Genomic DNA, 24074 nt, shown 5'->3' with positions numbered 1-24074 from the left:
GTTCCGGGAATCATGGATGTCTTCGAAACACTACGGAAGTGCAACGGTCGATACATCGATGACGCCTCGCATGACTGCTTGTCCAGCCGGAATGGTGACGCCGTCGGCGAGCGTCGGCCATACACCCAGCAGGAGGATCAATAACGTAAGGGCGATCAACGGCAAGTTCATGCTCCACGGGATGCGACCGCCGACAAGCACTCCTTTCGAAGGTCTGTTCCTGTAGAGCATGTTCACCAGCGGCACGTAGTACGCCAGGGACAGGACGCTGTTCAATGCCGCAAAGCCGATCAGCAGGATGATGAGCGTGTTTTTCGTCTCGAATCCGGCAACGAAAATTTGCCACTTCGACGTGAAACCCGCCAGTGGTGGGAGACCGCCCAGGCTGAGTACGGCGACGCTGAGTGCCAGGGCCGGAATGGGGTAAAGCCGGGCGGCGCCAGCCAGGTCTTCGATATGCAGGGGCGAATGCCGATCCATCACGATATGCAGCGCATAGAGTAGTGATCCGGCAGCCAGAAAAGCCAGACCTTTCATAATTCCGTGGTTGATCAGATGAAAGAGGCTTCCCTGTGCTCCATTGGGATCGTTGGTGTAATACGAAATTCCCAGGCCGAGGAGCATGTAGCCCATGTGCGCGACGGAAGAATAGGCAAACATACGCTTGACCTGCTTCTGCCCCAGTGCGAGAAGATTCCCGGCGAGCATGTTCAAGCAGCCAAAGCCCATCAGCAGCGCGCCCCACGTCGATGAAATGTCGGACAGTGAACTCAGACATCGAAGTAGTGCAATCAAACCTGCTTCGATGACCACTCCAGAGAGCATGGCACTGATCCCGCTCGGCGCCTGGGAGTGCGCGTCGGGCAGCCAGGTGTGAAGCGGCACGAGCGCCGTCTTCACTCCGAAGCCGATAATGAAAAGACCGCCGGCCGCGAGAAGGATGGGGGAGGTCGCCGCATTCTGACGGATCACAGCAAGATTGAGGTCGCCGTATTGCGAGAAGACGAGGCTGATGCCGATCAATACCAGCGTCGAGCCTACGGCGCTTTGCACGAGATACTTCACGCCGGCTTCCAGAGAATGAGGCATTTCGCGGTAGAAGGCGACAAGTAGATACGAGGTGACGGCCATCGCCTCGAACCAGATCCACAGGTTGAACAGATCGGCGGCGCAGGCGAGGCCGATCATCACGCCGATCATGGCCGCGAGCATGGCGAAGAATTTATCTCGTCCTTCTTCCCTCGCTATGTACGATTGTGAGAAAAGAGCCACGAGGGTTCCCAGAATCAGAGTGATTCCGATAAAGAGCAGGCTCAAACCGTCCATTTGGAGTGAGATGCTTCCGATGCGGAGTGAGAGTGTTCCCGAGGCGGCGTAGTCGTTCGCCGACAACAGAAACGGGATCCAGGCCGCGGTGAGTAAACCAAAGCCTACAACTTGCGCGACTTTGTTCCACTTCATACGCAATCCGACACGACCTGCCAGGTAGATACAAGGCGAGGCGATCAGGGGAATTGCGACGAGCCAACGAAATGCAATCGAAGCCATCTCAAACTCCGGCCAGAAGGAGTGCCAGCAGGATGCACAGTGCGGCGCTGATACCCGCAACATTCAAATTGAGCTGCCCGCTGTGCGTTGCGCGCAGAAACCTGGACGCCTGCTGCGTGATACGCACGAAGGCCGTGTAAGGTATTTCAATTCCGTAGCCCGAATCGACGAACTGCGTCACCGGTGCGGGTATACGGAATACCTTTGCCACGCGCTCGCGGAACTGCCAGATTGCGCCACCGGCGATGATCACAAGCAGCGCGACGTAGGTCAAGGGGGCACTTATGATTTCACGTATGAGCGAGATATTGCTCGTTGCGTGAATGCCGTGATAGGGCAGGGACTCCGCCAGCAGCGAGCTGAAACCGGCAGCAAACAGCCAGGTCGTAAGCGCGCCTGCGGCGAGAATCATGAGCGAGGTTTTCATGGCGCGCGGCGCAGCGTGAACGAGGCGAGTTTCGTCAGATTGACCGCGAAATGTCATGGCGTAGATACGCAGTGTGTACCACGCGGTCAAACCGACGCCGGCGAGCATGCATAAAAAAGCCCACTGCGGGCCACGCAGAAGCCCGTTTTCCAAAATCAATTCTTTGCTGAAGAATCCGTTGGTGAAGGGTAGACCGGCGAGCGCCAGCCCTCCAATTATGAAAGCTGCATGGACGACGGGCATTTTCTTGGATAAATTGCCCATACGCCGCATGTCACGCGTACCGGCGGCGTGGATGACCGCACCGGCGCCCAGGAACAGCAGCGCCTTGAATACGGCGTGGCTGAGCAGGTGAAACATGCTGGCGAAGATCCCCCCGACTCCAATTGCATAGATCATGTAGCCCAATTGACTGATGGTCGAATACGCCAGAGCCCGCTTGATATCGTTGGCTCTCGTCGCCATCAACGCTGCCAGGAGGGCAGACAGCAGTCCTACGATCATCACGCTCGTTTTCCAACCGGCTACGTCTTCGAACGCCGGGTAGAAGCGCGCCAGCAGATAGACGCCGGCGTTAACCATCGTGGCGGCGTGAATGAGCGCCGTGACGGGTGTGGGCGCTTCCATGGCATCCGGCAGCCAGGTATGCAGCGGGAACTGCGCGGATTTCGCCATGGCTGCAAGCAGGAACCCAAATCCGATGGCACTAAGTAGACCCGATTCGAACGCCGGAGCGGTTTCGAGAAAATCGCGGATTTGATAGCTGCCGGTGTGGGAACGAATGATCAGCGCGCCGATGAGAAGGCCGATCCCGCCAAACTGTGTGACGATCAGCGCTTTCACGCCGCCGGCGACAGCTTTGGGGTCGTCGTTGTGGAATGAAATCAGGGCGTAAGAGCAGAATGCCGTAATTTCCCAGAAGAAGAACATCAACAACATACTGCCGGAAAGGCCTAGTCCCGACATGGCGCCGATGAAGAAAAGGATCAAGGCGTAGTAGCGACCGAGCTGTGCATCGCCGCGCATGTAATCGATTGAAAAAACGACCGCCAGACTGCCTACGACCGATGCGATGATCGCCAGGATGATTCCCAGGCCGTCAGGTACGAGAGTGAGTTCGCCGAAAAAGTCTCCCATGGGAATGCGTACCACGGGGGCCTCCGTTGGTCCGAGCAGCATCAGGAGCGACACTACTCCTGCTGCGACGGCGAAAACAGAGGCCAATGCATGCTGCAACCCAGGTCGATCGTTGCCGCAGCGCCAGACGGTGATCGAGCCAATCCAGGGTAGAACAATACAGAGCGAGACGAAGACGACGGCCATGGATTATCCCTTCAACTGGCTCATGTCCCGCACGTCGAGCGAACCGATTCGGCGGCGTACTTGAACGGCGAGGGCGATGCCGATCACGGCAACGATCGTGTCGGCGACGATGACGGTCAGCGCGAGACTTTGTGAGAGTTGGATTTCGTCACGCGCCAAGCCGGCGCTGATCAGCGCCAGCAAAGCGGACTTCACCAGAATTTGAAGCGCGACCACGATTTTGATCAGGTTGTGGCTGACCAACATGCCGTACAACCCAATCCCCAGCAAGGCTGCTACCCCGATAAATAAGACGTTCAACGAGGAAAGTTCCATGACGTCTCCTTCGATTGTTCCTTCACGCTAGCTCCTTACAATGACTCGGGTGTCGTCTGCGAAATTCTCTCGGTAGCTGCAGTGGATTGGTGAGCGAGCGCCTGCAGGTCACGTTCCCGCAGTGCAGCCACTTCCTCCGTGGCGGCACCATCGAGAGGCGCTTTTGCCTCGGCCAGGATCCCCAACAAGCCCAGTACGCCGGAGAAGATCAGCACGATTTGCACCAGCGTGTCCAAGCCTCTCAATCCCCATAGGGTTTCGACGAACGATTCAGGTCGAGAAGTACGCAGCGGGGGTTCTAAAGGAACGATGAAGCGGATCAAGAGCACGATGCCGATCAGTACGAGCCCCACAGCGAAGGGGATGGGGATGATCTCTCGACCTTTGAGTTCTTGATCGCCGGCAACGTTAATGGCGAACACAAACAGGACCGTAACCAACCCGGCGCCGACGCTGAGTTCAATCACGGCGACTCGTTCGGCGCCAAGAATGTAGAAGAGAATGGAAAGTAATGCGCTGAGGCCGGCGAGCCATAGTGCTGAGGTCAGGAGACGTACCGAGCGGATGGCCTGCAGCGCGCACAGCAATGCGGCAAATATCAGCACCGCGTGTATTGAAATCATCTCCATGAGAAATCCTTCGAATCAACAGCGAAGATATTAGTCGAAAGGAAATGTTCTCGGCGGCGCGACGCTTTTCGTTCGTTGGGCATCGTTAATTCCTTGCAATATCTACTGCAGGATGGTTTTCCTCATACGCAGATATGCGGTCAAGATGGGTTCGTTTCGTCAAACGCAGTGTAGGCACTCGCGGTAACAGGCCCGGTTGTGCCTGGGTAACAATTCAGTAACAGAGCGTAACTTTAGGCGGATTTATGAACGGGATTGACGAATCGCTGTGAGGAGTCTCGGATTTCTGTTCGGTTATTTGGTAACTTCCAACGAATATCCGATGCCGCTGATCGTGATGAGAAGACACGGTTTTGCCGGGTCAGGCTCGACCTTGCGGCGCAGCCGGTAGACGAGCTGCTTGAGCATCACTCGATCGCCGGAGGCCGGGCCCCATATCGAGTCGATCAACATGTCGAAATGGAGAACCTGACCGGGATTGATCATCATGATTTCCATCAGGCGAGTCTCGAGTTTTGTCAGTCTGATAGGCGCCTTATCACTAGACTTGATTTCGTTGCGGGTCAGATCCAGAGTGAGATCTCCGGCCGTCAGCGGGGCGTTTGAAATCGGTTTCGTTTCTGATCTGCGCAGCACGGCTTCAGATCTGGCAACGAGCTGCCGGGGACTGAATGGTTTTACGATGTAATCATCTGCACCCAATTCAAGTCCCTTAACGACGTCGTCTTCTTCGCCGCGCACGCTGAGGATGATGATGGGGGTCGAAGCTTCGGAACGAATACGCTGGCAAACGGCTAGCCCATTGAGTTTCGGCAGGTTGATGTCGAGAATGATCAGGTCGGGTTCGGCCTCACGCCAACGATCCAAAGCGGTTTGACCGTCGTGGGCGACGATGACTTCGAATCCGGCTCTCCGCATGGTGAATGAAACCACGTCAGCTAGAGCAAGATCATCGTCGACAATCAGAGCCTTCACGTCTGCCGTCCGTTGATGGGGAGTTTGAACCAGAAGATCGATCCACCATCTCGCCTGTCTTCCACGCCAATTTCTCCGCAGTGTTCTTCGATAATGGCTTTCACGACGGATAATCCTAAACCAATACCATACTGCGTTCCATCGCTGTTGCCAAGTCTGATAAAGCGATGAAAAACCTGCTCTTTATCCTTCCCCAGAATTCCATCGCCTCGGTCGGCAATCGTAACGCGCATCATCTTGCCATCGATTTTTTCCAGCGTGAGCTCGATCTGGGTTCCAATCGGACTGTATTTACTGGCGTTCGATATCAAATTGACCAGAACCTGCGTCAGGCGGGTTGGGTCCGCCAGTATGGTTGGCAAACGCTTCGGTTTGCGGATGAGGACTTGCTGCCGGCGGCGTGTGAGCAGCGGCTGCATTACGCGCATCGCATCGACGAGAACGGCATCCAATCTGGTCGGCCGCTTGTGAATGCGGAAATGACCGGCTTCGATGCTGATGCTCTCGAGCAGGTTGTCGATCAGGGTCTGCAATCCGGAAACGCTTAAATGGATCGAGCCGAGTAGTCCGCTCAAATCTTCTTTCGAGAGGTTTTCGATCTCTTCCAGGAGAACTTCGACCGAAGCGTTGATCGCAGAAAGCGGGGTCCGAAATTCGTGGGTGATGTTGCCTAAAAAGTAGGAACGCAGGCTGTCGGCGGCTTTTTCCTCCGTGATGTCGCGCAGGATGAAGAATACCTTTTCTTCGCCCTCGCCGGCGGGAGGCACGTAAGCCTTTGCAATTTCGATGATGGCCAGTTCTATTTCTTGCATCTGCGAGATGGTTTCCGGCGTCCTCTCAGTTGCTGCCGTTCCGGCTTGCGTATGCCGTTCGTCTTCAACCTTGAGGGGAAAAACCATCTCGTCGGAAGTGATGTTTAAAATCCGATCTCTTCCCCATCCTGTGGTATGCCTCGCATTTGGGTTGAGTGAAGTGATCCTGCCGTTAGCGTCGAGGTGAATCACGTTCTCCGCTGAACCCTGGATGAGGTTCTCGAGCCACATTTTTATGGGCGTCGATGTTTCTACGGACCGTTTGGATTTCTTGGTTTTGAACATGGCGTATCACGGATCAGATCAAAATTCGTATCAGTGTGTAGCCGCCCAGCGCAAGCATCGTGCCTCCGATTGCGGACGTGATTCTCTTTACGGACAGTTTACTGACGATGTATGCGGCGGCCGGAACCGAAAGTACCGCACCGATGGTTAAACTCGGCGTCAAACTTGGATCAAGCGCTACTCCATTGAGTATGAAGATAAGCACACCTACCGCACTCGTTACCCCTTCTGCGACGCCCGAGATTGCAATTGCGTTGCGGCCTTCGACTCCGACGAGCAGTTGGCCTCCGGTCACGACTGGTCCATAACCCCCACCGCTTAAGCCCTTGTTGAAAGCCGCAAGCGTTCCCAGCCAGGCAAGTCGATTCCAGGAAAATCTTGCGTCCTTGGAACGGCGCACCAGGATGATGATGCCGATTCCCGTCACGATGATGCCGATGTAGGCTTTGACGACCCAGGCGGGTATGTTCAATGTGATGAAAACTGCGGCGACGACGCCGAAGATGCTGAGCAGACTGAGGATGAGTGTGATTTTAAAATCGCGTGTTCCGGGACGGAGATTGGTGTTTCCGAATTCCTGATGAAATATCCCCGACAACAGGCCTGTGATGAATTCGGAAAACAGCACCGAGGGCACGATCACCACCGGTTCGTATCCGAGAAGTAGAAGGGCCGGCGTAAGCGTGGTCCCGTATCCCATGCCCAACGAGGAATCGACCAACTCGCAAATGAAGGCGAGGGGAAGGATGGGAAAGATGATGTGCATGGTCTTTCAATCCAATACGATTGGGGCCGGTTTTACGCCGTAAGCAGCACGGGCCGTTCGATCCAGCGCAGCAAACGGCCGACGGTGTCGTCCTCGTGCATGAATGACCAACGGCGTTTCCTGGGTTTGGCCGTGACGATGAGATCAATTTTCGACTCCGAAATTTCCTCCTGAATTGCGTGATCGGGCAGTCCTTGGTGCAGGCGTATCTCTCCACGGATCGGCTCCTGGCACAGTATTCTTGAAATCTCCCGCAGTTGGCAGCCGAGTGTGGACTGCGATTGCAGGATGTCCGACAGGGACAATCTCATTTTGCTCAAGCCCCGATACATCAGCGGCACCTGCGGCAGCACGACGAGAATGACGACCCCGGCGTTTGTCGAGGAGGCGATACGTCCGACGAGATCCGCAGTCGCGACCACGTCGTCACCGCAGTGCAGCAAGACCATGAGCGATCGTATGGGCAGGCGCGGCGAGCGTGGAATCAGGCAGGAAGTGTTCAGACGTTCTATTGCACGCAGTTCCCACGATCCGTGCACGATCCTTTCGGATAACGACGATGGCGGTGTGGAAAGAAAGACGAGTTGGTAACCGTTGGCGTTGTCAATGAATTCATCCGTCAGGCCGGCCGTAGATTCGATTTGACAATGGTCGACGATCTCGGCCTCGATTATCGGGTCGAATGTGTGTGCGTATTCGTCCAAGCTGGGCGTTCGATCCGCACCACAGCAAATTAGGATTCGACCATTCCGGGTTTTGGGGATGTACTTGTGGATCAATGCATCGACGATTTCCGGATCGCCGCGCAGCAGATGTGCACGCTTGCGGTAAGCTTTTTGGATCGCGGCGCGTGCAGCTCGATTTTCGGGTTCCGCCATGACGACGGTGAAATGATCTTCCGTCTCTGCAATCGGGATGCTGTGGAAACGGTAAGCGAGATCGGCAGGGTATCTGCGGACCAATTGCAGATCCACTTCAAAATCGTCAAGGGTGATGTTGGGGAAATCTAACGCTTGCGATTTCGTCATATCACCACCGTTGTACCTTTTTAAGAATTGTTGGCGAAGGTGGTGATAAGAAGCGTTACGAAGTTGTAACGACGCGGTAACAAAAATGAATGGGATTTTATCTCAAATGATGGGACCGAATGGTGCTTCTATTCTTGCATCAATGTCAATTTGCCGGTTTAGACTCGAACGGTTTATGTGTTTTCCCACCGCAGGATCAAGGGTTTCACTTCGGCTGTCTCACGATCGTGGTCGAAAATCGGCACGTTCAAATCGCCTCCTGGATCGGCAGCGTAAACCAAAAGATCGAACCTCCCTCGGGATTGTCTGCGACGCCGGTGGCGCCGCTTTGTGCTTCGACGATCGCCTTCACCACGGATAAGCCCAGGCCAGCTCCGTATTGCGCTGAAGCCTGATCGTCCTGGACGAGGTAGGCAAATCGTCGGAAAATTCCATCTCGATATTTATCCGGAATGCCGGGGCCGCGATCGGCAATTTCGACTTTGATGTGGTTTCCCTCCTCGGTCGCCCGCAGATCGATATGCGATCCGGTCGGCGCGTATTTATTGGCATTCGACAGCAAGTTGACGATGACCTGCGTAGACCGCCGTGGGTCGGCTCTCACCAGTGGCAGATCGGGAGGAAGTTGAACGTCAAGACTCTGTTCGTACTTCTCGAGAAGGGGTCGCATTATCGCCACGGCTTCCCCGATGATATTCGAGAGTTCTGCAGCACGGGGTGACACACGGAAATGTCCGGTCTCGATGCTTGCGCTTTCGATGAGATTGTCGACCAGAGTTTGCAGACTCAACAGGCCCAGGTGAAGGGAATTCAGCAACTGCTGCAGCTCGCCCGGACTAAGATCGTCAGCTTCTTCTAAAAGGAGTTCGACCGAAGCCGCTACGGCTGTGAGGGGCGTACGAAATTCGTGAGATATGTTGGCCATGAAGTGCCCCATCAAACGATGAACCGAATCCTCCTCACTGATGTCCCGAAACACGAAGACGACCTCGGCGCCGTGCGCCTCCGAAGGAGCGAGCCTGGCGCCTGAAATCGCCAGCATGGCAGTCTTGTTGGCTGCCATTTCGACGCGAAACCGGCGACGTTGACCGGGAGATGGGATGAGTTCCGTGAAGGTCTGATCGTGATCGATGGGTTTGAAGAACATGTCGCATTGGCGATCGAGTACTTCTCCTGCAGACCAGCCCGAGATCTTCTCCGCGCCCGAACTGAAGAAGGTGATGTTGTTGTCCGAATCCAGCGTGACGATCCCTTCCACGATCGCTTCCAGAAGATGGTCGCCCCAGGCTTTTTCGGCACGCAATTCCGTCACGGTTCGATTTAGATCCAGACGAGCTTTTTCCAGCGTTTGTGCAACGAGTGCCGCCTCCCGCACGTGAGATTCGAAGCGCACGGGGGTTGAAAGATCGCCCTCACTGATCCTTGCGGCAGCAGCGGCAAGATTTTGAAACGATTTTCCTATGCCTCTGGCCAGAATCGTTCCCAATGTTGAACCTATCGCCGCGATGACGAAAATAATGCCGATTAAACTCCACACCAACTGCCGGCGGGTGGTGAGGATGTCGGTTACATCGAGGGCGACTTCCATTTCCAATTGAGTCTGCTGGATGGTATAGGAAGTGGCGTAGTAGAGATTGTCCATTAATGAAAAGCTGGTTCGAAAACCATCCTGGGCAATACCATCGTCTTGCCTCGGGCTGTTAAACTCAGATCGTTCGTCCACCACCCGGAAATTGGTCGCGGCCAACACGCCGTTCACCCAGAGCAAGTGTTCCATATCCGTTTGGGATTTCATCCTTGCCATGAATGCGGTATCCATCTGCATTCCCACGACCACCCTGGCGATTACATGCTCTCCTGAATATACGACGCTCGTGTCCGTCAGCATCACATCTGGATTTCCAGTGCTCGTTAGAACGTGGTAACCCGGCAGGATGATGTCCTCGCATTGGGGAAAAAGGGCGAAGTCCTCATTCATCGTTAGCAAGCGATTCTCGTTGTCGCAAAGGAGAATCATGTCCAGGCCGGTCGTAAGCCGTAACGTGTTGAGGTATTCGGATAAAGCTGCTTGCTCCGATTCTGCGAGGAGTTCCAATAGGGTGGGGCGTTGTGCTGTCAATCTGGCCAGATTTTGAACGTCGTTTTCCGTGGCCGATAATAAGGCTTTGGACGCCCTCGCTCCCTGGTCGACCTGGGCCCAGGCTTGTTGCTCCAGGCGTTCGTCGAGTAATTGGATTGCGGGTATTCCGATAGCAACGGTTGTAAGCAATGCCAGGACCACAAAACCAAGTACCAATTGAGCGGAGAGATTCAGTTTCATACGTTTCATCGTTGTATACCCCAGGTGAGCAGCTTGGTTAGAAATCGTGCGCCACAATACGATGAGGCGCTGGCATTATTCTATGGGTTCGACTACGTACGAATCTACCCCAGTTTTCATTTGATCTCAATCTGCAGATTTTATCCGCGTTGATGTCTTTATATTGAAGACTGCGTTTCACCGCATCCAATGTGATTGTTATGGATGACATAGGCGTTTGTGAAAAATGTCGCTTGCCTTTTCTCGTCAACCGATGCACACTATTTAGTACGAACCTTCACAATCGTACTGTCGTGATAAGACTCATAGGAGGATGCGTTATGGTGCTTAAACCGAAGCGGCCCGTTCCATCGGATATCGAGATCGCTCAGGAAGCAGATATTCGCCCGATAAAGGAGATCGCTGCCAAAATCGGCCTCACTGAAGACGATCTGGATCTGTTTGGAAAATACAAGGCCAAAGTACACCTGGATGTGCTCGAGCGCCTGGGGGATCGCCCACAGGGAAAGTACATCGATGTCACCGCGATCACGCCCACACCGCTGGGAGAGGGAAAAACAACGACGTCCCTCGGTTTAACTCAGGCGCTTGGTACGCACTTAAATAAGAATGTGATCGTCTGTATCCGCCAACCCAGTATGGGACCGACCTTCAACATCAAGGGCGGCGCCGCAGGCGGCGGTTACAGTCAGGTCATTCCGATGGAGGATTTCAACCTGCACCTCACCGGCGATATTCACGCCATCAGCGTGGCGCACAACCTCGTCGCCGCAGCGCTGGATACCCGCATGTATCATGAAACCCGCCAATCGGATCACGGTCTTTACAAGCGATTGGTCCCAGAAAAAGACGGCAAGCGTGAATTCCTTCCGACCCAATTGCGCCGCCTGGAGAAATTGGGAATCAAGAAGACGGATCCCGACTCGTTGACGGACGACGAGATCACTCGTTTCGCGCGTCTCGACGTCGATCCCGAAACGATTACCTGGAACCGCGTCGTCGACGTCTGCGACCGCAGCATGCGCAGCATCAAAATCGGCTTCAACGACGCCAAATTGAAAGATGGTTCGCCCAGTCCGGTTTTCCCGCGTGCGACCGGCGAAGATATCACCGTCGCATCCGAATTAATGGCCATCCTGGCTCTGGCCACCAGCTTGAGGGATTTGCGCGAGCGCGTTGGCCGGGTCGTGGTGGGTCTGAACAAGCAGGGCGATCCGGTGAATCTGGAAGACATCGGTGTGGCCGGCGCAGTGACGGTGCTGCTGAAGGATGCGCTCATGCCGAATCTGATGCAGACACTCGAAGGCCAACCTGCCTTCGTGCACGCCGGACCCTTTGCCAACATTGCCCACGGCAACTCGTCGATCATCGCCGATCAGATTGCCTTGAAACTCGCGGATTACGTCGTCACGGAAAGCGGATTTGGCGCCGACATCGGCATGGAAAAGTTCTTCGACATCAAGTGCCGTTATTCGGGACTCATTCCCAATGCGGTCGTCCTGGTGGCGACCGTGCGGGCTCTGAAGATGCACGGCGGCGGCCCTAAAGTGACGCCCGGAGCGCCGCTCGATCGCGCCTACACGGAAGAAAATCTCGAGCTGCTCGAGGCCGGGCTGCCCAATCTCGGCAAGCACATCGAGAACGCCCTGCGATTCGGAATTCCGGTGGTCGTCGCGGTCAATGGTTTCAAGGACGACACGGCCGCTGAAATGGAAATGGTGCGTAAATACTCCGAAGAGAAAGGCGCCTTCGCAGCCGTGAAGAGCACGCACTGGATGGACGGCGGCGCCGGATCGAAAGAACTCGCCCAGGCGGTCGTCGACGCATGCGAACAGTCGAGCAACTTCCAGTTTCTGTATCCGCTGGATTGGTCGATCAAGCAGAAGATCGAATACATCTGCAAGGAATTCTACGGCGCGGACGGCGTCAGCTACGAGCCTTTGGCGGAAGAGCAAATCGAATCGTACGAGAAGGCGGGATTCGGGAAACTGCCGATGTGTATGGCGAAGACCCACTTGAGCTTCAGCCACGATCCAACGCTAAAGGGCGTACCGACCGGTTTTACCGTGCCCATTCGCGAGGTCCGGTCTTACTACCTACCCGGCGTACATGGCGATCGACCTCGATCTGGATGACGGCAAGATCGTCGGTTTGTTCTAAAAGCGGAACTCACGTATCACGAAACATCCCGGTGACGATCCGCCACCGGGATGTTTTTTTGTTTCTCTCACCAGATCGCCTGGAAGAATACGGTCACAGTTCCGGTTTCGGAACCTGGCTTCCGGCATAAAACGTTGGGACGAAAAGCAGGCGTTGGCCATCGTGCCATGCACGCTGATCGATCCGCTGAAGCCTTTCGATCTCATGGGGAGGAAGGATCGGCTCGAGATCGTGGACCAGCGTCTGGCGTTCGGATTCGAACATCTCGGCTATCGTCGACGCACGCCATTCGCCGCCGAGAACGCCGACGCAGATATCCGTCAAATCAAGTTCGTGGAACAAGCGCCTCAGTTTCCGGCCGATGCGTGTGTCGCATCCCTGCTGCTGCAGCGCTTGTTCCTGAAGCGCGCCGACTTCGGCAAGCGAATCGGGATAATCGATACGCCCACCGTAATCCGGCTCGGCCAGGGCAAGCACCCAACCACCGGGACGGGTCACGCGTCTCATCTCCGCTAAAGCCTGGACGGGCGATTCGAGCCACAAGAGAAGGAAGTGGCAAATCGTGAAGTCGAAAGTTGCTTCGGGGAAAGGCAATTCCATACCGTCGCCGATCGTATAACGGGTTTTGGCATCGTGTGCCTGGGCGAAGTGGGAAGCGTGCGGATCAATATCCAAACCGAAGGTGGAACAGTTGTATCCATCTGCGATTTCGAAAATGATCGCACCGGTTCCGGATCCAACTTCCAGCACGCGCTGCGAGGCCCGCGGCGCCAATCGCTCGAGCCACTGCGTGCGAATCGCGGCCGTCCACCTCGCTTGAATCAGGTAGCGGTTGTGGATTTCGATGAGATCGGGATCGTGCTTCATGCCGTTCGATCTATGCTTCGTGCGCCCAAATCTTGTCGAAGGAATCCGTCAGTAAATTGCCGATGGTTTTTTCGTAACCTTGCGCGGGAAGGACGTCCCCGTCCGGTTCGACGTATAGATATGCATGTCCGGCGGTTTCCGGCGGGGCTTCCAGTTCGAGTGCGAGCGGGTTCGTGGCGGAATGCGGCGCAGGCAGATCCCAGATCAAATCCAATCCCAACATGGCGACATGATCGCGCGCTCTGGACAATGCATTGGCCAGCTCCTTGCTTCGATCCGATGCCGAGAGAGAAACCGCCGGCACGCCGAGATCGGCCAGGTGTTTGAGATTGTCGTTGATAGATGCGGAATTTTCGGGCGTGATCGTCAGGTGTGCGGCCGTGTAGACATCCGAAGCGACGGCGTTTCGCAGTCCCGCTTCGCTCTTTGAATCGGAAAGATCGATGGCCACGAGAATGTGATCCAGGCCGGCCTGCGCGAGGTCTTCCAGATACGCCGCCTGGGCCAGACGTTTCCCATCGGTCAGCAGCCCGGTGACTTGACCGAGTTTTTCAGCGTGGGCGATCAATTCGCGCAGGTCATCCCGCAACGTGGGTTCTCCACCCGTGAAGGTGACGTGGGGCACGCCGGCATCCCAGATTTTATCCAGGATCGACTCCCATTCTTCCGTCGTCAACTCTCGATCCACACGGTGTTTGGCAAGGGGATCGATTTTGCCGCTGGCGTCACAGCGGTAGGTTAACGCAAGGTCCATGCGGTACGGTGCGGAGGGCGTTACGTCGAGCGGCTCTTTACGGTCGAAATCGAGGAACATCACCGGATCGACTTCGGGATTGGTCGCCAGGGTTTCGATTTGATCCCGGAACTCGCGGTGGTCCTTGAGTGCTTGCTTGTAGCTGACGCGGTAGCGCTCGGATATAACCCGGGCGGCTTCCTCTTCGCTGACGCCTTGAACGAGCAGGTATGCGTGTTCGGTGGCCGTCTGGTTCAGGTGCAGGACCGTCGCCGCATTGACGATCAAAACGCCCATTCCCTCATCTTCGATGCGCAGGTGAAGGCGATACTGAACGGGTGCGTCGTCGGGCGTTTTCCATTGATAAAGCCCGGGTTTTAATGGTTCGGGGATTGCAGCGGGTGCAAAGAAACGCTCAAGAATCGAATTCATCGGCGTGTTCCTTTCCGTCAAGACTCATTTTTCAGCAGCACGAAGGGTGCCTCGAGATTCTGAGGCATGGGGGTTTGTTCCTCGTGCAGCAGCGTCAAAGGGCAGCCCCCGCCGCATTCGTTGAATACGTCGCAGACCTGGCATTTATCCGGCGCATAGCGCCGTTCGCGCAGCCACACGGCAAGTTCGTGCTCCCAGATGCTTTCCCAGGAGTCGTCGAGCATATTGCCGAGTGATTGGTAGAAGGACTGGCAGGGGATCACCGCGCCGTCCGGTTCGACACACATGTTGTACATCGCCGCCGTGCATGCTTTGACGCCGAGTTCCATCTGGATGGGGTCGAAATGACAATACTGTGTCGGTGTGTACCAGATGAGCCGCTGCCCGTAGCGCTGCGTACGTTCGCGGGCTTCCTCCAGCAAGGGTACGAGTTGGTCTTCCGGGATTCCCGTACCGACCTGTTTCCCGCGGCCGGACAAGATCAAGGCGTTGCATCCAACGGTCGGTACGCCCAATTCGGACAAAAAAGCGATGGTCTCGCCGATCCGTGGGGCGTTATCCAGCAGCAGCGTCGTGTTGGTCATGATGTAGAGATCCCGATCCACGGCGTTGCGTATGCCTCGAACTGTGTCGTTCCAGGCGCCCGGTGCACGCACCATGCGATCGTGAATTTCCGGAATGTGTGATTCGAGCGTGATCTGGACGTGGTCGAGGCCGGCGTCGATGAGTCGATCGAGAAAGGCCATGTCTGCCAGACGGCGGCCGTTCGTGAGCAAACCTGCAATCTGGCCGTGGGATTGCACGCGGTGGATGAGCTGCGGCAGGTCTTCGCGCAGCGTGGCCTCGCCGCCCGTGAAGCAGATGTGGGGAATCCCGATCTCGTGGATGCGGTCGATGATGGAGAACCAGGCTTGCGTATCGATCTCGGGATAGTTGCGCGGCCTTGCGTTGTAGCAGTGGGCGCAGTTGGCGTTGCAGCGGTACGTGACCGCCAGGTCCATGCGGTATGGGGCGGAGGGTATTTCGGAGAAAGGCGGCAGCAGATCGAGTTCGAGATCGCAGACCGGGCAGGCGCCGTTTGGATCGATGATCTGGTCGATCATGGCGCGTACGTCGCAGAAATCTTGCAGCGCCTGTCGTGGGCCAACCCGGTAGCGTTTACGCAGGGCGTGGAGAGCGTCGTCTTGTGAGAAGCCCTCGAGCTGCAGCCACGCCATGAATGCTGCGGTGGGGTTGAGATGAAAAGCGCGTTGGGCGTTGATGAGCAGCAGACCGCTGCCGTCTGGGTGCACGCGCAGGTGAATGCGGACTCGATCCCGACCACGCCTATTCGTATAGTCATAGAGGTCCGGTTTCGGGTCGTTGTTTCCGATTCCGGAAGCCGCGCGTCGGAACAACATCATCGGCCACCACCGGCGCACGCACAAGCGCAGCCCGCGCAGGCGCATGCGCAGGCACAGGCACAGCTGCTGCCTCCCCCGCCACCGCCGGAGGACCAGCTGCGGGTGGAGCGGGAAGGCGGCGGCGGTGGATTCGTCGTCTTGGTGACACCGTCCGTGAACGAGGTGACGTTGGAAACCAGGTTTTTCGCCGTATTCTGTACGCCGTTTACGATCGAGGCTGCGAATTCCGAACCCGGCAGCTTGGGCAAGGTCATCCCTCGGCCAGGTGCCGCACTCGGCACGCGTCCAGTGCTGGGGACGCTCGTTCCTGCAGGCCGGTATGATGGACGGTAATTGCCCCACCAGATAGGTACGAATACGGGCCCCGTACGGAAGGTGCGGCGTGTATGGTCGTCGAAGTCGCGATCGAGCATCGTCCATTCCAACCCATCGTCGAAACGCTGCGATCGAACTTCGGGAGTCTCGGCCTGCTCGACCTGTTTCCAGGCTTTTTCCATGATCGATTTGTAATAATCGCGGGTTTCCTTCAGGCTGAAACCCTTCATCTTCTTCTGAACGGCCTGGACCAGATCGATCATCAATTTCTGGAGCGCCGATTTTCGTTTGCGAGGTTTTTCGTCGATCATGGCTTTCAAGAATTCTTCCTCGTAGGGACGCAAACCTTCCGGTTTCGGCGTCAAGCGTTCTAGTTCAAGGGGATCCTCTTTAACGACGCGCACGGCGTTCTTTTTGATGGTGGCAAACAGGATCATGGTGAGTACTCGATCCAGTGGTGTTTCGAGCAAAACAGCCGCTTCTATGGCCGTGAGGCCGCGTTTGATACCGTGGCCCTCGATGGCGATCTTGGGCGGCAGGTAGGCGAGCTTTCGCCGGCGGGCGAAGACCGTAGCGAGTGCGATGAAGCCGCCGAAAACGAGAACGAAGCCGCCGCAGCACAAACCGCCGTAGAGTGTCTCCTCGGAAATTCCCAATTGATAGCTGATACTCGGTGTGAGAATCGCGTCCTGGGGGACGTATTTGCGGGGGAACGAAGCGCCAAATTTGTATTGGGTATACCCGTTGGCGTCTTTGTTTTCCCAGGCGTATACAACTCGCCCTTGAGAGTCGATGTCGGTGTAGGGGCTATCGTATGGCCATCCCGAAGGTGATTTGTGCCAACGCGGCTCATCCGGTTGAACGCCGGGTGGTAGATGGAACACGACGAGCAGATCCGTAGTGCCGTGTACAACGTCACGGTCGTAATAATGCGGCGAAAAAACTGCGCTGACGTATTCGCTGTCATCATCGTCGTAATATAGAACGTCCTGTATGCCGGATATCGTGAAATGAACCGTGCCGGTGTCGCCTGGCCGGATTGCATTCTCACCAAGGCCCAGTTCGACGCCGTAATCAACGTAAGCAGAAGGCGCGATGTGTCCGATCGGATGTCCATCCACGCTGGCCTCTGCGCTGGAGAGATTGTAATACTGCGTCGGCAACCCGATATCGACGTAGTCGATCGGGGAAGCATTGGCATCGTTCGTAAATACCATTAGATATTCGAGGCGCATACTACCGTCATCTTCCCAAAAAACGTCAACGTCCATTTTGTCCAGACTAAAGGAGTAGGTCTGCGCATATGCAGATAGGGGAACGAGAAGAACGGCAGTTAGCAGCGCAAGTCGGAGAATCTTATGAAGACGTCGCATACGATTTACCTCACAATCGGGAAAAGGACAGGGTGCTTACCATTTTGGTTCTTCACTCAACTGGTAGCTCGCGCCGCAGTACGGGCAGGTGACGACCGGAGCGCCGGCGAGCAATTTCACGTTGTCGGCCGTGAGCGTACCGCCGCAGCTTCGGCATGTGAGTGTTTCCAAATTGATGTCCCCCGAGAGTTCGATTTTTTGAATCAATTCGGTTTTTTGTTTATCTGCCCGGCCGGCAAACCAGATCAGGCCGAAGCCGCTGGCGACGAGAATTACGCCGATGATGATCCAGAGTACGCCTTGAGAACTGGCGCCGGAACCCAGGAGAAAAAGAACGCCGAAGAAGATCAGTATCGCTGCCGCGATGTACGCTATGATTTTTCCTGAAGACATGCTGCCTCCCTCTTTCGGATGACCTGCCTCAGTCTAGCAAATCATGCGTTCCGAGACAATAGACGTTTGTCTGGGTTTGTCATGATACCCACTCGACGGCAGGCTTGACGTCCAGCCCGACTACGCTAGAATGATACAGCTTGTAAAGATTTCTCCCGATGCAGGCGTTTCAACGACAGGTGGTTTCCCCTTGGCAAACTTGCAAGTATTGGCCCTAATTCCAGCATGGAACGAGGTGGATTTTATCGCACCCATCGTTTCCGCGACAGTATCAAATTTCCCGTTGCTCGTCGTGGACGACGGTTCGTCGGACGCTACGGCGCAAGTCGCGGAAGAATTGGGCGCAACGGTGGTCAGTCACGAGAAGAACATGGGCAAGGGCACTGCCCTGGTCACCGGATTCAAGTGGGCCATCGACAACGGATACGATCTGGTCATTACCCTGGACGCCGATGGCCAGCACGATCCCCGGGAAATCCCTAATTTCATCGACAGGTACGAGCTTCACGGTGCGGATTTGATCATCGGGCGGCGTGACTTCCGCCGCATGCCATTTCCCAACAATTTCGCCAACCGTATCGGCTCATTTCTACTTTCACTGGCCCTGCACCAGCGGATATTCGACAATCAGAGTGGATTCCGCCTGCACACCCGGCGACTGCTGCAGTCCCTGGATCTGCAGGCGACGGGATTCGAACTTGAAGTGGAACTGCTCGTTACGGCGGTCTGCAAAGGATTCCAATTGGACTGGGTCGATATCCGCACGATTTATGGTACTGGGAAAAAGAGCTATTTCCATCCATGGCACGATTCGCTGCGCTTCTTGAAGATGGTCGGATTCGCATACCGCATGCGCCGAAACAGCGGCGGGGTGAAACCGGCTTAATTGCACGTATAATTGTTACTGCGCCATGATTTACAACAAGATTTTATTGACGATTCGGATGGATTGCCCATGAACTTGATATCGTTTTTAAGTACGAGGATGGCTCCCGTTTTGGGGCTGTTGATAGTTAAAATCCTCAATCAGGAACAGAGTTATCGCTTCGCCGACTGGGTAGCCCGCCGGCTGGTATCGCAAAGGGATTCGAGCATGATCCGTGCCGTCCGTTCGAATCAGGCCGTGATCCGTGGGCTGCCTTTCGATGCGCCTGAACTTGACGATGCCGTATATGAGGTCATACGAAATGCGGCCCGCGGTTACGCAGATTGGTATCGGGCCACGCACGGGGGTCCGGAGGCGGTGAAAGCGTCCATCGACATCGATCCCCAACTCGTTGAATATTTTAATCAAGCCCAAATCGAAAAGCGCGGCTTGATGATCGTCGGCGCGCATATGAGCAGCTTCAATATTATGCTCCTGGCATTGGGCGCTTTTGGCTATCCGATCCAGGCGCTTTCCTACGCCAACGTGCAAGGCGGGGTACACGTCGACAATGCCGTCCGGCGGCGTTTTGGCTTGAATCTGACTCCCATCTCTCCGAAGTCGCTCAAAGAAGCCATCCGGCGTTTAAATAACGGTGGACTGGTCATGACTGCGGCGGATCGCCCCGACGTGGGCGGCGACGAGCTGGTTTTCTTCGGGCGGAAGGCTATCTTACCAATCGGTCCGGCGCGTCTTGCCGTTGCCACCGGATCCCGGGTTCTCGTCGGGATGATCCAGACGATGGGCTCGAATAAATATCGCGCGGTGGCAACCCCGCCGATCGAGCCCGTAATTACCGGGGATCGCGAACGGGATGTCCTCCATCTGGCGCAGCGATACATCGATCTCATCGAGGATTACATCCGGGAGCGGCCCGGAGAATGGCTCATGTTTCTACCAATCTGGCCGGACGAAGTTCCCCCGTTGACTGTGTCTTGATAGTATTGGAATAAGGAATACATCGATGGCAGACGAAACCATTCGCAAGCGGGTAGCGAAGCTTAAAGAAGAAATACGCATGCACAATTATCGCTACTACGTGCTCAACTCGCCCATCATCAGTGACGCCGAATTCGACAAGCTCATACGTGAATTGGAGGATCTCGAGGCGCAGCACCCAGAGCTGAAATCTCCGGATTCCCCGACCCAACGCGTCGGCGGAACGCCGGCGGAAGGCTTTCGGCGGGTTCCGCATCCGCGGCCCATCCTCAGTCTGGCGAACGCGTTTGATGCGGACGAGGTTCGTGCCTGGTACGAGCGAATACGTAAACTGGACGCGCGGGTGCAGGATGCAGCCTATACCGTCGAACCGAAATTCGACGGCTTGACCGTCGTCCTGCACTACCGCGATGGTCTCTTCACACTCGGTGCCACACGCGGCGACGGTGAGATTGGCGAGGATATCACTGCCAATCTGAGAACCGTCCGCAGTCTGCCGCTGCGTATACCCGTCCAGGGTTACGATGGAAACGTTCCTGGGAACCTGGTCGTCCGCGGCGAGGCGATTATCCTGGTTTCCGATTTCGAGGAACTCAATCGACGTCTGGAACAAGCGGGAGAACGGACGTACGTGAATCCGAGAAACACGGTTTCCGGCGCCTTACGTCAGTTGGATTCGAGTCTCACCGCAAAACGGCCGATCAGTTTACGTTGTTATGCCGTGGTGGAGGCGGACGGTCCGGTTCCGAATTCCCAATGGGAAGCCCTCAAAATGCTGCGCGAACTGGGATTCCCCGTGGCGGTGAACATCTCGCATTGCGACGACATCGAGGAAGCCGTTGCGGCCGCCGAACATCTGGCGCAGATTCGCAACACATTGCCCTACGAGGCGGACGGCGCTGTGATCAAATTGGATGACCTGCAGCTGTCCGAAAGTCTGGGTGTGGTAGGCAAAGATCCACGCGGCGCGATCGCCTTCAAATTCCCGGCTCAGGTCGTTACCACGCGCCTGGAGGACATCGGAATCAACGTTGGGCGAACCGGGGTGATCACACCGTATGCCATTCTCAAGCCTGTGGTGGTTGGGGGAGTTACTGTGCGCCAGGCCACGCTGCATAATTTCGATTTCATCGAAGAGAAGGACATTCGCATCGGTGATCGGGTATTGCTGAAACGTGCCGGGGACGTCATTCCCTACGTGATTGGACCGATGACCGATGTACGCAGCGGGGATGAGGTTCCCTATTCGATTCCCAAGCGTTGCCCATCTTGCGGAGCGATGCTGGAACGCGTCGAGGGAGAAGTTGGAGTCTACTGCGTCAACGCAGCCTGTCCGGAGCAATTAATCCGCAACCTGGAGCACTTCGTCTCCCGAAGCGCGATGGACATCGAGGGCATGGGAATCAAAGTCGCGGCGTTGTTGGTTGAAAAAGGTTTCGTCGGCGACGTGGCAGATCTTTACACGTTGGATCGAGATGCATTGCTGGCGCTCGAGGGATTTGGCGAAAAACGAGTCGATAACCTGCTCGATGCCATCGAAGCTTCGAAGGACCAATCACTCGATCGCTTGATCAACGCTTTAGGAATCCGCGGTGTTGGAGAGGTCGTCGCTGCGGATCTCGCCCGGCGTTACCGGAACGTTGATGCGCTCGCCGAAACGACGGTCGATGAACTCGAGCGGATCGAAGGCATAGGCCCCAACATCGGCACGGCGATCGTCGATTGGATGCATGAACCATCCAACCAGAAACTGCTCGCAAAATTCCGGCGTGCAGGCGTTTGGCCGGAGATGACCGAGACCGGCGCACCATCCGGCCCGACACCGTTGGAGGGGATGACCTTCGTCTTAACCGGAACACTGCCGTCGTTGACGCGGCAGGAAGCAAAGGCGTTGATCGAAAGCCAGGGCGGAAAAGTCACCAGCAGCGTCAGCAAACGAACGTCCTACGTGGTCGTGGGCGAATCGCCGGGATCGAAACTCCAGAAAGCGGAAACGTTAGCAATTCCCACCATCGATGAAGATGGATTGAAAGCCTTGCTGAAAGAGGATTGATACAGCATTCTAAGCGCCCGGAGCATGCAGGTTTCCTGTTTTCGAGGAGGAATGGTTGCTGCAAGAATGCCCTCCGCGCAGTAGGATCCAACCTGTCTCCCTGTGTATACGCTGATGAAAAGAATTAGATTGAAGCGCGGCCGAGAACGTTCTGTAATGCGCAGGCATCCGTGGATATTTTCCGGAGCGATCGATCGCGTCGAAGGGGATCCGCAATCCGGCGATACGGTCGAAGTGTTCGATCACGCGGGCGCGTGGTTGGCAAGGGGCGCATATTCTCCTGTTTCAAGCATTCGGACTCGAATCTGGACCTGGAATGCAGATGAGCGTATCGACGAAGGGTTTTTCAAACATCGGATCGATGCGGCCGTTAATGCACGCAGCGCCCTTCGCGACGACTCCGACGTGAACGCCTATCGAGAAATCCATGCTGAATCGGATGGGCTGCCGGGTCTGATCGTCGATCGCTACGCTGATCTTCGCGTTGTGCAGTTCTTGACGGCCGGCGTCGAGGCTTGGCGGGATGCGATCGTTTCGATATTGGCCTCCAACGGCAAGTGCGCCGGCATTTACGAACGCTCAGACAGCGAGGCGCGTGAGAAGGAAGGACTGCTGCAGCGGACACTCGCGGCGTTCGGGGATGAACCGGTCGAAGAAACGGTCATCCTGGAAAATGGCCTGCAATTTCTCGTCGATGTGCGCCAAGGGCAAAAAACGGGATTTTACCTGGACCAGCGTGAAAATCGACGCATCGTTCGCTCACTCGTACGCGGGAAGGAGGTGCTCGATTGTTTTTGCTACACGGGTGGTTTCACGGTGTCCGCGTTGGCGGGAGAGGCAAAGCACGTGATTTCGGTCGATTCTTCGGAAAATGCACTGGCGTTGGCTCGGCGGAACGTTTCACTGAACGGATATTCCACGGGTGAATGGGATTGGATACAGGCTGATGTGTTCACCGAATTGCGTGCGTTCCGGGATCGAGGGGCATCGTTCGACGCCATCATTCTCGACCCGCCGCGCTTTGCGCCGACGGCTTCGACGAAACAGAGGGCAGCGCGCGCCTACAAGGACATCAACTTGTTGGCCTTCAAGCTTCTGCGGCAGCACGGGACGCTGATCACCTTTTCGTGTTCCGGCGGCGTATCTCCGGCGTTGTTCGAAAAAATCGTCGCAGGTGCAGCAATCGATGCGGCGATCTCGGCGCAAATCGTAAAATGGTTGAATCAGCCAGAGGATCATCCCGTATTGCTTCATTTTCCGGAAGGCCGCTACCTGAAGGGTCTGGTGTGCCATCTCGTGTAGTTTCGCCGCAATCGAAGTGCGAGAGCTTGTATGCGCAGCTGGGCGTCGGTTAGAATGGATTAAGAGGAATGTGATTCCGCTGCGCATTTCGGATTTCAGGCATCACGTGATCGAAGACTGATGCGAGGTTGTAGATGCTCCCATTGCGAGACATAAATCCCACCCGTCGTTTTCCCATCCTCACTTATACCTTGATCGCCATGAACGTCTTGATTTTCTTGTGGGAGGACAGTCTCCCCAAGGGCCAACTGCAATCGATGTTCATGAACTTGTCCGTCGTGCCGGCTCAAGTTGCGGCTGCGCCGTTCAGTACCGAATCATTGTTGGACATCCTGCGCAGCATGTTTTTCCACGGCGGTTGGGCGCATCTGATCGGTAACATGCTCTACCTCTGGTTATTTGGGGATAACGTCGAAGACCGGTTGGGAAAAATCATGTACCTGTTCTTGTATTTCGCCAGCGGATTCACAGCGGCGATTGCGCAGATTCTGGCCAGTCCCTCATCGACTGTTCCTCTCGTTGGCGCAAGCGGTGCGATCGCTGGCGTATTGGGAAGTTATCTGGTGTTGTTCCCTGGCGTAAGAGTGCAGGGCATCGTTCCTTTGGGTTTGTTTTCGCGGCTTTCTGAATGGCCGGCGTGGTCGGTGCTGGCGTTGTGGTTCGTGCTGCAGCTTTTCAACGGCATTTTTTCCATCGGCGTAAACACTTCGTCGGGAGGCGGAGTTGCGTTCTTCGCCCATATCGGAGGATT

20 protein-coding genes are annotated in these 24074 nt (G+C 55.8%); 6 read left to right on the top strand and 14 right to left on the bottom strand.

Annotation, left to right across the window (positions count from 1 at the left end):
* Nucleotides 1-30: 30 nt before the first annotated feature.
* The 9 genes from P8Z34_06985 to P8Z34_06945 all read right to left on the bottom strand — a co-directional run bounded on the left by P8Z34_06985 (nt 31) and on the right by P8Z34_06945 (nt 10437).
* Nucleotides 31-1548 carry a proton-conducting transporter membrane subunit gene (locus P8Z34_06985; GenBank protein ID MEJ2550408.1) on the bottom strand — a complete coding sequence of 506 codons (1518 nt, stop codon included), beginning with the start codon at nt 1546-1548 and terminating at the stop codon, nt 31-33.
* Nucleotide 1549: 1 nt separating this feature from the next.
* A complete protein-coding gene (locus P8Z34_06980; GenBank protein ID MEJ2550407.1) occupies nt 1550-3298 on the bottom strand; it encodes an NADH-quinone oxidoreductase subunit L in 1749 nt (582 codons plus the stop codon).
* Nucleotides 3299-3301: 3 nt separating this feature from the next.
* On the bottom strand, nt 3302-3613 hold the full coding sequence (locus tag P8Z34_06975; GenBank protein ID MEJ2550406.1) for an NADH-quinone oxidoreductase subunit K: 312 nt from the start codon (nt 3611-3613) through the stop codon (nt 3302-3304).
* 35 nt (nt 3614-3648) lie between these two features.
* On the bottom strand, nt 3649-4236 hold the full coding sequence (locus P8Z34_06970; GenBank protein MEJ2550405.1) for an NADH-quinone oxidoreductase subunit J: 588 nt from the start codon (nt 4234-4236) through the stop codon (nt 3649-3651).
* A 300-nt stretch (nt 4237-4536) separates the two neighbouring features.
* Nucleotides 4537-5217 carry a response regulator transcription factor gene (locus P8Z34_06965; GenBank protein ID MEJ2550404.1) on the bottom strand — a complete coding sequence of 227 codons (681 nt, stop codon included), beginning with the start codon at nt 5215-5217 and terminating at the stop codon, nt 4537-4539.
* Complete coding sequence (locus P8Z34_06960; GenBank protein MEJ2550403.1) at nt 5214-6314, bottom strand: ATP-binding protein; 1101 nt, start codon at nt 6312-6314, stop codon at nt 5214-5216. The genes P8Z34_06965 and P8Z34_06960 overlap by 4 nt, the downstream gene beginning before the upstream one ends.
* A gap of 13 nt (nt 6315-6327) precedes the next feature.
* A complete protein-coding gene (locus P8Z34_06955; GenBank protein ID MEJ2550402.1) occupies nt 6328-7080 on the bottom strand; it encodes a sulfite exporter TauE/SafE family protein in 753 nt (250 codons plus the stop codon).
* A gap of 32 nt (nt 7081-7112) precedes the next feature.
* Nucleotides 7113-8108, bottom strand: a complete 996-nt coding sequence (locus P8Z34_06950) for a hypothetical protein (GenBank protein MEJ2550401.1) — start codon at nt 8106-8108, stop codon at nt 7113-7115.
* Nucleotides 8109-8355: 247 nt separating this feature from the next.
* On the bottom strand, nt 8356-10437 hold the full coding sequence (locus P8Z34_06945) for an ATP-binding protein (protein MEJ2550400.1): 2082 nt from the start codon (nt 10435-10437) through the stop codon (nt 8356-8358).
* A gap of 311 nt (nt 10438-10748) precedes the next feature.
* Here P8Z34_06945 and P8Z34_06940 point away from each other — a divergent pair, with 311 nt between their 5' ends.
* A complete protein-coding gene (locus tag P8Z34_06940) occupies nt 10749-12563 on the top strand; it encodes a formate--tetrahydrofolate ligase (protein MEJ2550399.1) in 1815 nt (604 codons plus the stop codon).
* A 118-nt stretch (nt 12564-12681) separates the two neighbouring features.
* Here the strand turns inward: P8Z34_06940 and P8Z34_06935 are convergent, their stop codons facing one another.
* From P8Z34_06935 to P8Z34_06915, 5 genes are read right to left on the bottom strand one after another with little or no spacing between them, the layout of a single operon-like run.
* The gene (locus tag P8Z34_06935; GenBank protein MEJ2550398.1) at nt 12682-13455 is read right to left on the bottom strand and encodes a methyltransferase domain-containing protein; all 774 of its coding nucleotides are present in this window, start codon (nt 13453-13455) and stop codon (nt 12682-12684) included.
* Between the two features lie 10 nt (nt 13456-13465).
* Nucleotides 13466-14620 carry a radical SAM protein gene (locus P8Z34_06930; GenBank protein ID MEJ2550397.1) on the bottom strand — a complete coding sequence of 385 codons (1155 nt, stop codon included), beginning with the start codon at nt 14618-14620 and terminating at the stop codon, nt 13466-13468.
* 17 nt (nt 14621-14637) lie between these two features.
* Entirely contained in the window at nt 14638-16023 is a 1386-nt protein-coding gene (locus P8Z34_06925; GenBank protein MEJ2550396.1) for a radical SAM protein, read from the bottom strand.
* Nucleotides 16020-17711 carry a hypothetical protein gene (locus tag P8Z34_06920; GenBank protein MEJ2550395.1) on the bottom strand — a complete coding sequence of 564 codons (1692 nt, stop codon included), beginning with the start codon at nt 17709-17711 and terminating at the stop codon, nt 16020-16022. Before P8Z34_06920 ends, P8Z34_06925 begins: the two co-directional genes overlap by 4 nt.
* Nucleotides 17712-17747: 36 nt before the next feature.
* Nucleotides 17748-18104, bottom strand: coding sequence for a hypothetical protein (locus P8Z34_06915; protein MEJ2550394.1), 357 nt, complete (start codon nt 18102-18104; stop codon nt 17748-17750).
* 190 nt (nt 18105-18294) lie between these two features.
* Here P8Z34_06915 and P8Z34_06910 point away from each other — a divergent pair, with 190 nt between their 5' ends.
* The 5 genes from P8Z34_06910 to P8Z34_06890 form a co-directional block, all read left to right on the top strand.
* Nucleotides 18295-18990 (top strand): glycosyltransferase family 2 protein, encoded by a 696-nt coding sequence (locus P8Z34_06910; GenBank protein MEJ2550393.1) that lies wholly within the window; start codon nt 18295-18297, stop codon nt 18988-18990.
* A gap of 111 nt (nt 18991-19101) precedes the next feature.
* Complete coding sequence (locus P8Z34_06905; protein MEJ2550392.1) at nt 19102-19968, top strand: lysophospholipid acyltransferase family protein; 867 nt, start codon at nt 19102-19104, stop codon at nt 19966-19968.
* 25 nt (nt 19969-19993) lie between these two features.
* Complete coding sequence (gene ligA, locus P8Z34_06900; GenBank protein ID MEJ2550391.1) at nt 19994-22021, top strand: NAD-dependent DNA ligase LigA; 2028 nt, start codon at nt 19994-19996, stop codon at nt 22019-22021.
* A 114-nt stretch (nt 22022-22135) separates the two neighbouring features.
* The gene (locus P8Z34_06895; GenBank protein MEJ2550390.1) at nt 22136-23323 is read left to right on the top strand and encodes a class I SAM-dependent rRNA methyltransferase; all 1188 of its coding nucleotides are present in this window, start codon (nt 22136-22138) and stop codon (nt 23321-23323) included.
* A gap of 134 nt (nt 23324-23457) precedes the next feature.
* Nucleotides 23458-24074: rhomboid family intramembrane serine protease (locus P8Z34_06890; GenBank protein ID MEJ2550389.1), on the top strand; the 617-nt coding region annotated here is incomplete at its 3' end.

Source organism: Anaerolineales bacterium, assembly GCA_037382465.1.
GTDB lineage: Bacteria > Chloroflexota > Anaerolineae > Anaerolineales > E44-bin32 > WVZH01.
The sequence above is the reverse complement of the archived record's forward strand: the minus strand, read 5'-3'. Positions and strand labels throughout refer to the sequence as shown.